Genomic DNA, 12,289 nt, shown 5'->3' on the forward strand with positions numbered 1-12,289 from the left:
GGCGGCCCGGGGAGCCTGTACGCGGCGGCGGCCGACCACCCGGCCCACCCCCGCGACCGCGTCGCGCTCGCGCGCGGGCCGGACACCTGGTCCCGAACCGGGACCCTCACGCACCGCGCCCGCACCACCCACCGCGGCCGGACCGGAGTGCGCTCCCCCCTTCGGCGTCCTCGCCGGCGCCGGACAGGGCTGCCGCGGCAGCGGGGAGCACCGGGCCGACTGAGAAAAGAACCAGGGAAAGAGGAACGCGGTGCCCACGACGTTCACAACCATGACCCCCGGCGATCCGGCGAGCGAGGCGTACTCCCGGCTCATGCACGGCGCCGCCCTGGCCGACGCGGACCGGCTCGCACGAGAGGACGAGCAGCGCCGCCAGGAGAAGTTCTCGCCGGTCTGGGAGCGGCTGCTGCACAACGCCGGGGTGACGGCGTGGCTGGCCCCGGGGCAGGACCTGAGTTGGAGTGGCGGGACACCGCGGCGGTCCGTCCGCGCGAGGGGCGGCCGTACCTCGGATCTGGTCCGGCTCATCCCGTGGGTGCTGAGGGAGAAGGTCGCAGGGGACGTGGTCTACGAGGACGCGGCCCGGCATGAGGACCAGGTCACCCGCGGGCACGGCCTGGAACCGGGCGACGCCGCCAGCATCCGCTTCCGGAGCACGAACCCGGCCACCACCGACGGGCAGCCGCTACCGCCGGGCGGTGAGCGGGAGGCGGAACGGTTCCTGGAGCTGCAGGCGATACTGGCCGTCTACACCGCCGCGCCGTACTTCATGCCCGCCTGCGAGGCATTCGACGCCGTCACCGGCCTGCCGCCCGAGCCCGGGGCGTCGCTGCGGCTGACAGCCGAGGCCGTCCTGGTCTTCCACGACGGCGTCCCGCTGCCGGCCGTTATCGCCGACGACGAGGCCCTCCACGCGCACGCCGCCGGCCGCTTCGGCGCCGGCCACGACACGCTCTTCGAGGGCCACCCCCTCATCATGGGCGGCGTGCTGCTGGCCCACCCGGACGACGACACCGGCACCGCGCTGCTGCTCAACCCGGCCCTGGGCTGGCTGATCATCGCCAACCGCATGCACGACGGGCGGTACGCGTGGGCGATGCACGCGGTCCACCGGCTCGACACCAACCCGGGCCCCGCCGCTCGCGTCCTGCGCAACTACGCCGCCCTGAACGCACTGGAGAACTGGGACACACCCCCGCCGGTCCCCGGCCGGGCCCGCACCAGCGGCAAGAGCAGGAAGACGAAGTCCCAGGCCCCGGCTGCGCAGCGGCGCCAGCAGCAGCTGGAACAGGCCGCCCGAACCCCGCAGGCCCGCGCCGGCGCGCTCCTCGGCGTCCGCGTGCTCTCCTTCACCGCCCCGCCCCACCAGGCCGCTACCCCTCCCCTACGGGACGGCAACGCGGGCAGGGCGCCCGCGCAGTACCGCGACTGGCGGCGCGCGCACTGGACCCGCAACACGAGAGTGCACCTCCTCGACGAACAGGGCCGTCCGTCCGGACCCGTCTACGGCCCCGACGCCGTCGAAGGCGTGACATTCACCCGGCGCCGGACCCGGGTGAAAGGCGCCTGGATCAACGAACACCTCCCCCGCGGCCCGGCCGAGAGACGGTGTACGCGGTGGACCCGCAGCTGACCCGGACCACCACAGAGGTCTCCGCCCGCAACTGCCCCTGACCGCCCCCGGCCGGTGCCGGCGCCCGGCTGTTCACGCCCAGCTGCCCGGCACACCGGCCGGCCTCCCCCGCGGACTCGCAGGGCTGGCCGTCTTCACCACGGCTGCCAGCAGCCCGGGCGGACAGGGAGCAGCGGTACGCAACCGGCGCGACCGACAGCAGCGGGAGACGAGCGGCGGCGCATCCCGCCGCCGGCGCCGTGCGGCCCGGTCCCGGCCAGCGGTTCAGCCAGCACTCGTCTCCCCGGGCGCTGCGGGCGCGTGCTGCTGGCCTAGGGCCAGCGGCGGGTGCCCGGCGAGGATCTGCATGAGCACCCGGCAGAACGCGTCGGCCCGCGCGCTGCGCGGACTCCCCAATGCCTCCCGCTCGGTGGTCAGCAGCAGCAGCCAGTGTGCGCCGGTCATCCGCATCCGTACGGCGGCCCGTACCGCCGACAGCACACGGCGCTGCTCCCTCGCCTTCAACGGCCCAGCCACCGGCGTCACCAGATGGTGCGCGGCGCCCCGCAGCGCCTGGCGCAGGTGCAGCGGCACTCCCTCCCACGATGGATCGTCCTCCCCGGGCAGCAGCAGCCCCCGGGCGGCCCCCGCCTCCGCCCTCACCGGCGGTACGGACCCAGCCGCCGGGGACCCCGCTTCCCCGGGCGGTAGTCCCCGCGCGGCCGCGGGTTGCGGCATCACGGCGCCGGCGCCCTCGCCGCCCCGGGCCGAGGGGGACTTCCCCGCGGTACAGGAGCCGGTACGGGTATGGGCGGCCAGTCCTGCCGGCGTCCCGGCGTACACGCACCCCCCACAGCGCACCCAGCCCGCTTCGTTGACCGCATGGTCGACCACCGAACGCTCCGGCCCGAACCCCGCCTCGACCAGCCGCTGCGGCAGGCTCAGCCCTCCCTCGACGGCGCGCAGCGCACCGGCGGCCGTGATGTCGTGCCCGAGCACGAACCACCGGCCGATCCCCGCCTCCCCGCCACAACCGCAGAAACAGTCGCCCGTCGGCACCAGCCGCTTTTCCCTCGTCACCGTCACAGTCCCAGGACCCTACTGCCCCCGCAAACAGCCGGTCAGCACAGCCACGCCCCCGGACCGGAACCGGCCGAAAGTGACCGGACTACCGGCAGGTGTGACCCGCCGGGCATCGTTTGCCCGCTGGTTCCGCGCGTGGTGCGAGCGCGCCGGAGCAGCGCGCGGGCGGTGAAAGCTGGCAGGGCGTGCAGGACGTACACGGAGAACCCGGACACAGGTTGCCGCGAGGGAACAGCGCGCTATGGCAGCGTGCGCGGCACGCACGGCGGTGGGCCGTCCCTGGCCGCAAACACGGTCGGGGACGGGCTGAACGACGACGTGGTGCGCGGCCTGCTGGCCGCCGACCCTCGCGCCGCCTTCCCACCCGCCCGGCCCGGCGCCGCGAAGCCGAATGGAACGGTGCCGGGTCCCGGGCGGGGACGTACGACAGCGTGAGCGCGGCGGCCTCCGGCCGGGCCCGCGTACGGCGGTGCCGGGACTGCGACGGAACCGGCAGACGGCCGGCGGACACGGGCATTCAGGCGCGGGCGGCACTGACCTCTCCGACCTCGGCCAGTGCCCGGCACAGCCCTTCCGTCCGGCCGGGCCGCCGCCCAGACTCCGGCGGGACGGGGCGCGACGCGGCGTGACGTAGCGGCGGTTGCCGCGGCTGACCCGGACCGGTCATGCGGCGGAGCGATCGAGCGGGAGTCCGCGTGTCACAGAGCAACCGGCCGGTGGGTGTTGTCTGACTGGTCCAGCAGGATCGGCGACGGCGCCGGGCCAGGAGCGTCGAGGGCCCGGTGGGAACGGGAATCGACCAAGATTCCTCGCTCCCGATGCATCGAGCATTGTCTCCGTGCGCTCACCCGGGCAGGAGCGCCATGTCCAGATCCTCCCGGCACGCCGGAGGGTATTGACTGATGCGCGCGGGCGCCGGGAGGCGGGCCGCCGTCTGCCTTCAGTAGCGGTGGGCGTCCTTGGCGTCGGCCATCTGCACGACCATGCACGCCTTGCCGTCTACCTTCACCCCTTCCTGCACACCGACCACCACCCATTCGGCGCCACGCGGCATGAGGCGCTCACGCTCGGCGTTATCGAAAATCGACACTTCTGCGAGAGCAGCGCCCCGCCGGGTGACCGACTCGAAGACCACGCCGTAGTCTGCCCAGCCGGAGTCCGAAGTGTCGTCGGTGAATTCTGCTGCCACACGCGGACAATGAGTCACCGACATGTAGGAGTCGTCCCGGTAGCGGGAGCCTACCGCGAAGTTCTCCCGCACCCACGATGCCACCCGGCGTTCCCTGCGAACCTCCATGGGAGGTGTGAAGCCGCGGAAGACGTGGTGCTGGGTGTCGGAGACGCCTGCGGAGGCGATGGCGGAGTCCAAGTGGCCTGTTACCTCACGCATGGGCGTGGGGATTCCGCCGGCGCCTTCGTCAAGGCTTCTGCCCTCGTAGAGATGCTTGTTGATCGCGTGGTAGGACATGCCCGTGTAGGACTTCACCCACTTGCGCTGCTCCAGGGTGAGGCCGGCTGCCCACTCTTGTGATTCGGGGACAAGCCGGTCGGCCTGCTCTCCGTGCAGAACGTTCCGGTTCGGATTGTCGGTAAACCCGTGCCGCTCCCAGGGCTTCGCGGGACGGCAGGACCTCGCGGCGCGGATAATCTGCTCGGCGTGGTCAGCGGGTACGCGGTCGTAGATGACCTGGCCGTTCTCGACCCGGTACGGCCAGGGTGAGTCGGCCAGCGCTTGGTAGCGATCACGGTCGAGGCGGTGGAAGACGACCCTCGCGTGCGGAGCATCGTCGCCTGTTCCCGGGTAGACGGTGGCCGCCCCGCCGAAGTCCTTGTCGTTCCACGCAGCGGTCCGTCCTCCGTCCTCTCGGGGCGGCATGACCCGGGCGCGCCCGCCGATGCCGGCAGCGCCGGCGAGGGCGCGGGCCGTGCGGTCCTCCTCCGGCGGGGGTACGGGAACGGGCGCGTGCAGAAGAGTGTCGTCGGACGCGTCCGGGTACCGGTCTTTCGGGCGCTTGCCCCGCAGCAGGGAGCGGGTCGCCCTCGCGCACCGCTTGGCGTTGTCCGCGAACATCGCGGCCTTGCCGTCGTCGCCGGCCTCGATGGCCTCCTTGGTCCGGGCGGCCCATTCCTGGGCGTTACTGAAGGCGTTCTGGGCCGGGTGCCCTTCCCCGGCAGCGGCTACGGTTTCGCCGAGTTGCTTAGACGCGGCTCTCTTGGCCGACCGCATGGCCGGGTGGGAGGACGTACACCGCCTACCGCCCCTGGACTTGGACCTGCACACCTTGCTGGCTCCTCTCCCGCCGCTGCTCGCACGCGCGAGCAAGCCCCGAGCCTGGAGCGGGCAGCCTGTGGACAGCGGCCAGGGGAACGTCGGAGGGGCGGGGCGCCCCCCGGCGGGGGCGCCCCCCCCCCCCGCCCGGGGGGGGGGGGGGGGCGCCCCGGGGGGGGGGCCCCCCGCCCCTCCGACGGGAGAGAGGAGATCAGCCGAGGTAGTCGGCGACCCTCTCGGCGAACTGCTCCTCGTTGAGGACCGTGATGCCCAGCTCGTTCGCCTTGGCCAGCTTGGAGCCGGCGTTCGCTCCCGCGACGAGGATCGTGGTCTTCTTCGACACGCTGCCCGAGGAGGTCCCACCCGCGTTCTCGATGAGTTCTCTCATGGCGTTGCGGTTGGTGAACTTGGCCAGTGCTTCGCGCATGCCGCCGGTGACGACGACGATCTGTCCGGTGAGCGGTCCGGTGGCGGCGTCTTCGGTGACGGGCTCTCTCATGTTGACCCCGGCGGCGGCCAGCTTGTCGATGACCTCGCCCATCGCGGCGATGTGGGCCGCGATCTTGGGGGCGTTGGCTGCGGGGAGCTTCGGGACGGCGGCCAGTGCGTCGACATCGGCTGCGCGGATCGCGTCCATCGTGCGGAAGTGCCGGGCGATCTCGCGGGAGAGGGTCCGGCCGGTGCGCACGATGCCCAGCGCGCAGAAGACGCGGTTGAGGGGCTTCTCCTTGGCCGCGGCTATCTGCTCCAGCAGGGTGTCCGCGCGCTTCACGCTGCGGGCCGCCGCCACCAGCTGCTCGCGGGTGAGGGTGAACAGGTCCGCGACATCGCTGACCGCACCGTTCTCGACGAGGGCTTCCAGGAAGGTGACGCCCAGGCCGTCGATGTCGAGCTGGTCCCGGCTGACGGCGTACGTGAGGGCGGCCAGCAGGCCGCAGCCGCCTCCGGTGCCGTTGGCACACTCCCAGCGCTTGCCGGACTTGTCGATGTCCCCACCGCACTTGGGGCAGGTATCGGGGAGGATGATCGGCGTCGCGTCGGCACCGCGCAGGTTCACGACCGGGGCTTCGATGCGCGGGATGACGTCCCCGGCCTTCCACACCATCACGATGTCGTTGAGCATCATGCCGCTCTGGGCGATGAACGACGGGTTGTGCAGAGTGGCGTATCGCACGGTGCTGCCGTCCACCTCGACAGGCTCCAGCACGGCCCTCGGAGCGATGACGCCCGTGCGCCCGACGTTCCACTCCACGCCGATCAGCTTGGTCTGGGCCTCGGACGCGGGCAGCTTGTAGGCGATGGCCCAGTGCGGGTGCCGGGTGGCGAAACCGGCCGTCTGCTGCTCGTCGAACCTGTTGGCCTTGATGACCACACCGTCGATACCGAAGGGCAGCTCGGCGCGCAGGGCGTTGATCTCCTCGACGCGGGAGTGGGCTTCGGCCAGCGTCTCGTACACCCGCAGTCCCGCCTCGGTCGCGGCCGTGGTCTGAATGCCGAGCGCATCGACCTGGGCCATCACGGCCTCATGCGTCTCGCCTCGCAGGATGTCGACCCCGTCGAAGGTGACCGCTCCGTAGGCGAAGAACGTCGTCTCGATGGTGTAGTCGCGGGACTTCGCCCCGCGCAGGGTTCCCGCCGTCCCGTTGCGCGCGTTGGAGAACACCTTCGAGCCGTGCTCCCGGCGCTGCTCATTGGCGGCCTCGAACTGTGCCCGGGTCAGCAGGGCTTCACCGCGGACCTCGACGGTCGTGTCGACGGACAGCCGCTCGGGCAGGCCGACGATGCTGCCGATGGCGTGGGAGAGGTCCTCGCCGTGGATGCCGTCTCCGCGGCCGACGAGCTGGACCAGGCGGCCGTTGCGGTAACGGGCGGCGATCGCTGCGCCGTCGAGCTTGGGCTCGACGGCGTAGCCGCCGTGCACCGGGCCGGTGAGGCGGCGTGCCAGGGAGGCGCCCCACTTCGTCAGCCCTTCGGCATCGAAGACGTTGTCGAGGGACAGCATCGGGACGGTGTGGGCGACGTCGCCGGTCGGGGCTGCGCCCCCGCCGACCTTTCCGACCGGGGAGTCGGATCGGATGTGCTCGGGGTGGTGGTCTTCGTAGTCCTGGAGCTGGCGGATCAGCGCGTCGTAGGAGGGGTCGTCGAGGGCGCTGGTTCCGTCGGTGTAGTAGGCCGCGTTGGCGGACAGGGCGGCCTCCACCGCGGCGTTGTAGTCATCGGTGCTGGTCAGGGGTGCGGTGGGTGCGGTTGTCATGAGGTGATCCTTGCGTAGGGGTCTGACATTGCTGGCGAAGCCGGGCCAGGCGCGGACGGTGAGCGGAGTGTTCTGTGGGCGCTCGTCCCTGCTGGCGGGCGGTGGTCCGGCGTGGCGGGTGGAGGGGGTCCCGTAGAGCGTTTGGGTGGGTCTCCGGGGCGGGCAGGGCGGGCTACGCCGTGCGGAGGGCGGCGATGAGGGCTGTGCTCAGCGCGGTGGGGATCTCGGAGACTGCGGCGATGTCGATGCGGTGGGCACCGGGGAGTACGGCGGAGTTCGGGTCGAGGCAGAACCAGAGGACGTGGGCGCCTGCTTCGGTCAGGCGGTGGACTGCACGGGCACCGGTCTGCCGCTCGGCTGGCTCCCAGTGGCCGTCGGACACGATGACCAGGAGCCGGGCTCCGGGTCGGGTGGCCAGGCCCAGAGCGCCGTCGAGTGCGCGGGCTGCCTCCGTGAAGCGGTGCCGTCCGTCGTTGGCCTGGAACTCTGTGACCTTGGCGGGGGCCTGGCCCGGGCGGACGATGGGGGTGACGTCCGAGCCGAACGCGACCGTGGCCGATGTGCCGGCCACGGTGCGGGTGGCGTGCGCGAACGTCCACGCGGTCGAGGCGATCATCCTTGTGTAGGCGTCCATGGAACCGGATACGTCCACCGCGACGCCCACGAAGACCGGAGGGTTGTCGTGGGGCTTGCGCACCATCGTGCGGAAGGGACGTGCGGTGATGGGTAGTCCCATGGAGCGCTGGGCGGCTCCGAGCATCGCGTCGCGGCCGGAGAGCTGTCCCGGCGGGAGTGTGGAGGGTACGCGCAGGCGGGTCGGTTCGCGGAACTGGGCCTTGCGCAGTGCCTCGCCGAGCCGGCGGGCGGCGGCGCGCTCGGGCGCGGTGGGGGCGCGGCGGCCGCTGATCGGGCTCCGGGGCGGGATGCCCGCTGCCGATGGAGCGGGGGCGAACACGCGAAGGGCGGACTTCTGAGCGTCGTCGCGTGCTGTCGACTCGGCCTTGCGGTGTGCGGCCCGGCGCGCGGACGCCCGCTCGTTGCGGTGCTCCTTCTCCGGGTCGATGAGTGCCCCGGTCGAGATCTGGGCGGCTGTGGAGGCTGCTTCGACGACGGCGGTCACGAGGATGGCGAGCGTGTCGGAGGTGTTCGGGTCGTGCGGGGGCCGGTTGTCGGTATCGGCCGGGTCTCCGGCTGCGCAACCGGTTCCGGGGAGGTCCTGGTCCTCGTCGGCTCCGATCACTTCGACCCAGCGGCGGGCGATGTCCAGCAGTGCGTCCTGATCGCCGTCGGTGAGTTCCAGTGTCTCCTGGAGCAGGTTGGTGAGTGCTGCGAGATCGGAGGTGCCGAGGACGTTCTCCGCGGCCTCCCGGACCGGTTCGGCCTCTTCTCGGGTGAGGACGCCGGCCGCGACTCGTCCGAGGATCAGGGCTGTCGCTGTGGCGGCCTGCCAGCGGTTCCCGACCGGGGTGTGGTTGGACTGGACGGGCATCAGGATGTGGCGTGCCATGGCTCGCAGGAAGACCCGGTCACGGGGGCGTTCCTGGATGTGTCGTGCTTCGATGCGTGGTTCTTCCAGGAGGACGGCCGCCTTCATGAGGGCGCGTCCCGTCGTGTTGGGCCAGGTGTTCCAGCGAGTGCTGCGCGCGTGGCCAGCTTCGTGCGCGGTCATACCGATGATGACCGGGTGGTGGCGGCGGCCGGAGATGGTGAGCGGGTCGACGTCGTCGGGGTGGGTGTCGTCGTCGAGTGCGATCGATCCGTTGACGGTGACCCGGATCATCTGGGGGTTGAACCATGCGGCTTCGGCGGTCTCGGAGCGGTCCCAGACCATGTCCAGCAGGACGTCGTTGCGGTCGGACATCTCGTTGATGATGCTGCCGAGACGGCGTGCCAGGGCTTTGCGCGCGGCGGTGAGGTCGGTGTCGATGTCCTGCGGGGCGGACTGGTTGTCCGCGGTGGTGATCACTGGCGGACCTGCGGGACGCGGGCGCCGAGCGACAGTGCTGTGACGTTTGCGAACTTCGTGTCGAGTGCTTCGGTGACGTCGGCGCGGTCGGGTGCCGGGCACTTGCGCAGGAGGCTGGCGACGGCGAAGGCGGTGCCGTAGCGGGCGGCGGTGGTCGTGAAAGCCAGGGCGTCGCGCATCTGCGGGATCCATCCCTCGTACGTGGGTGGATCGAGGATCTTGCGGTCCTCCAGGTTGTTCACGACGGTGATCAGCTCCTCCGGCACGCCGAGGTCGGCCGCCAGATCCCAGTCGGTCGTCACTTCGAAGTGGTGGTGGAAGCGGCTCAGCAGCGCGTCGCTCATGTGCGCGCCGGGGACGTCAGGGTTGTATGCGCCGATGATGAACCATCCGGGGCCGATCTTGATCGGGGGGACGGCGGGGTTCATCGGAATGCGGAGTTCCCCGCGGCCGTCCATGAGGGGGTAGAGCACGCTCAGGACGCGGGGGTCGATGAGGGCCACTTCGTCGACCAGGAGCGGGACGTCGTTGAGGACGCTGCGCATCAGGGGGCCGGGAAGCCATTCGAACGTGCTGGTGGTGGGGTTCTGGACGAACGTGCCGAGGAGGTCCGCCTCGGTGGTGTCGGCTGTGCCGACGATCGTTTCGAGGCCGGGACTCATAGGTGAGGCATCCATCGCGAACGCCGCTTCGGCCATGGCGGTCTTGCCGGTTCCCGGGGGGCCGACCATGAGGGTGTGTTCACGGTGGGATCGGGCGTCGCGCAGGAACGCGAGGTCTTCCAGTCCACCCAGGAGGCGGGGGTGGTACGTCTCGCCGTTGGGCCTGGTCTGGGTACCGATCGGGGGCAGCAGCGGAGCGGCCGCACGGGGGGCGGAGGCGGTGCGGCGGCGCGGCGGGGTGGTAGTGCGCTTCAGCTCAGCGTAGAGGTTCTGCTTCATCTGTTCGGCGAGCGCGGCCAAGGGGCTCCTGACGTCGGGGCAGAGGCGTGGGCTGTGGTGGCGTCCGGCTACGCGACGGGTACGGCGTTGGGGAGGGACGTGCCGTCCATGTCGGACTGCTGTCCGAAGAGGAGGGCGATGCGGTGGGCGTTCTCCTTGCGGCTGCTTGGGCTCGCGTAGTCGGCAGGCACGGAGAAGACGGTGAAGTCGCGGCTCAGCTCGTACTTGCGCTGTTTGGTGCGGGTCTTGCCGACGGCCTCGGCAATGGCTGCCTCAGCGGTTGCCGTGGGCTTCACGTCGACGACTCCCAGGCTGCCGCGACCCCCGTAGAAGTAGATGACACCGGGGTCCGGGCTGAGGAAGACGATGATTCTGTAGAACTTGTCACTGTTGCCTTCGTCGCTGTGCATTTCCCAGCCGTAGGCACGGGTATCGACAGAGTCAGCCAATCGGATCTCCTCGTGGGGCATGGGCCCATGCAATTGCACGGGTGGGGTTCCTGCGTAGCTCGACGCAGCACGGCCGCCGAGGGGGGATCCCTTCAAGAACAGATCCTAGTTTACCAAATTAGGAGCCTTATGTCAATTCTTATGTGTCCATCTGGCGTCATGCGCTCCTCTGCGGGATGCACTCGGCCTCGTCGGCGTGGATAGGCGCTGGCGTGCTCTAGCTGAGGTCGCGCGCCTCGCGGCGCGCGTCCACGCACCCCCGAGATCATGCGAGTGCTGTTGTCGCGCAGGCCGCTCGCAGAGGAGGTCCCGGCACCAGCAGCGGCTCGCCGGGGTCGCGGTGGACGGCCTCGGCACGGACTCAAGCGGCACGCCACGCAGTGTGCCGGGAATGGCATCCCACGGGGCCAAACAGCCTGCGGCCCGCCTTGGCCATCTCGCCGGCACCGTTCACCACGGCGCTTCCACAGCCATGAGACATCGGCGCTCAACGACTGGCTCGCACGCCGAGGGTCAGGCCGTTCGACGACGACGGAGCTCGAAGACCGACGCCCAGCCCGGGTGATGTTCGATCAGCTTTCGCGCATACAAAGAGGTGAAGTTGTTGTTGAGACCGGAGATCCCGTGCGGCAGCTGCCAGCGGAGCGCCTCAAAGAGAGCCTTGACACCGATACGTGAGGCACCTGTGGCGAGACGTTCGCTCACCAGTCTCTCCAGAGTGGAGTACACCCAGGGATTCTCCTGGTCGAAGGCCACGAACTGCTCGGTGATCGTCAGGCGCGTGTCCGTCGAGGTACGCACCGGCGTCACCAGGCTGGTGTCGGACAGAAGTTCCAGCTGCTGTGAGTCGGCTATCTGAGTGAGCATCGGGTTCCTCTCCGGGATCCGTGGTGTATAGGCTGCGGACGACGGTCGCGGAAAGGGCACGGCCGTCGTGCGGCCCGGCCTCTCCCGCCTTCGTGGTTCTCTGCGATCGCCCATGATCGGATTCTGCTTTCGCCGGCCTGTGGACAGAGGCGGCCGTCAGCCAAACGCTTCCGCAGTGCCTTGCGGCGGTCTCATGCCATGGCGGCGAGCGGCACACCGAAACGGCTGGCCCATACGACGACAGAGTTCGGCATTGCCCGCGCGAGCCTCGGTGGAAAACCAGGTCAAGGGGCCCTTCACCTGGCGGCGACAGCGGCGAACCCCCGGAAGCCGAGGGGTGACACGTCCGGTCACGAACGAGATCTAACAGCCGAAACGCCTTCCGGGCATGGCGGCGACCACGCCGGACAGCAGCACAAGTCGGTTTGCGGAAGCAGACAGCGAGCTGCGGGATTTCACCGCCTCGACTACGCGCGACCACATCCGCGAAGGAGGCACAAGCCCCGCCTTCGACACTTAAGATTATACACGCATTGGCGTGGCGCGGCACGATCATCTGCTGGGTGCCGGGAGTCGCCCGGTGCTTGAGTGTTCCGCCCGAAACTTCAGCGGCTCACCGTTTCTCGGGCCGGAGCGGCGTACGGCGCGCGCAGCCCTATCCCCGTGGGTGCCTCTGGCACCGAAGGGCCGGACGAGATGACGATGCTGCGGGCCGGCCCTCCCGGAACCGGGAGAAGTTCCGTCCGCGGTGCCCGAGCAGCCCTATGGCCGCTGGACCTCCTGCGCTGGGTGATCCCGCCTCAAAGCGTGATGCCGCCGCACGCGAGGGGGAGCGGCCTCTTCCTGCA

8 protein-coding genes are annotated in these 12,289 nt (G+C 70.6%); 1 reads left to right on the plus strand and 7 read right to left on the minus strand.

The window, feature by feature from the left end; translation table 11 throughout:
- Nucleotides 1-250 precede the first annotated feature (250 nt).
- Nucleotides 251-1,633: a hypothetical protein gene (locus SYYSPA8_RS27400; RefSeq protein ID WP_323450024.1), complete on the plus strand. Its 1,383-nt coding sequence runs from the start codon at nucleotides 251-253 to the stop codon at nucleotides 1,631-1,633.
- Nucleotides 1,634-1,897: 264 nt separating this feature from the next.
- Here SYYSPA8_RS27400 and SYYSPA8_RS27405 read toward each other — a convergent pair whose 3' ends face one another.
- The 7 genes from SYYSPA8_RS27405 to SYYSPA8_RS27435 form a co-directional block, all read right to left on the minus strand.
- Nucleotides 1,898-2,692, minus strand: a complete 795-nt coding sequence (locus SYYSPA8_RS27405; protein WP_323450025.1) for a hypothetical protein — start codon at nucleotides 2,690-2,692, stop codon at nucleotides 1,898-1,900.
- 943 nt (nucleotides 2,693-3,635) lie between these two features.
- Complete coding sequence (locus tag SYYSPA8_RS27410; RefSeq protein WP_323450026.1) at nucleotides 3,636-4,922, minus strand: ADP-ribosyltransferase; 1,287 nt, start codon at nucleotides 4,920-4,922, stop codon at nucleotides 3,636-3,638.
- Nucleotides 4,923-5,175: 253 nt separating this feature from the next.
- On the minus strand, nucleotides 5,176-7,218 hold the full coding sequence (gene ligA / locus SYYSPA8_RS27415; protein ID WP_323450027.1) for an NAD-dependent DNA ligase LigA: 2,043 nt from the start codon (nucleotides 7,216-7,218) through the stop codon (nucleotides 5,176-5,178).
- A gap of 172 nt (nucleotides 7,219-7,390) precedes the next feature.
- A complete protein-coding gene (locus SYYSPA8_RS27420; RefSeq protein ID WP_323450028.1) occupies nucleotides 7,391-9,184 on the minus strand; it encodes a VWA domain-containing protein in 1,794 nt (597 codons plus the stop codon).
- The gene (locus SYYSPA8_RS27425) at nucleotides 9,181-10,146 is read right to left on the minus strand and encodes an AAA family ATPase (protein WP_323450029.1); all 966 of its coding nucleotides are present in this window, start codon (nucleotides 10,144-10,146) and stop codon (nucleotides 9,181-9,183) included. The genes SYYSPA8_RS27420 and SYYSPA8_RS27425 overlap by 4 nt, the downstream gene beginning before the upstream one ends.
- Nucleotides 10,147-10,193: 47 nt before the next feature.
- The gene (locus SYYSPA8_RS27430) at nucleotides 10,194-10,574 is read right to left on the minus strand and encodes a hypothetical protein (RefSeq protein WP_323450030.1); all 381 of its coding nucleotides are present in this window, start codon (nucleotides 10,572-10,574) and stop codon (nucleotides 10,194-10,196) included.
- A gap of 513 nt (nucleotides 10,575-11,087) precedes the next feature.
- On the minus strand, nucleotides 11,088-11,441 hold the full coding sequence (locus SYYSPA8_RS27435) for a hypothetical protein (protein ID WP_323450031.1): 354 nt from the start codon (nucleotides 11,439-11,441) through the stop codon (nucleotides 11,088-11,090).
- Between the last annotated feature and the right edge of the window lie 848 nt (nucleotides 11,442-12,289).

The organism is Streptomyces yaizuensis, assembly GCF_034961445.1.
GTDB lineage: Bacteria > Actinomycetota > Actinomycetes > Streptomycetales > Streptomycetaceae > Streptomyces > Streptomyces yaizuensis.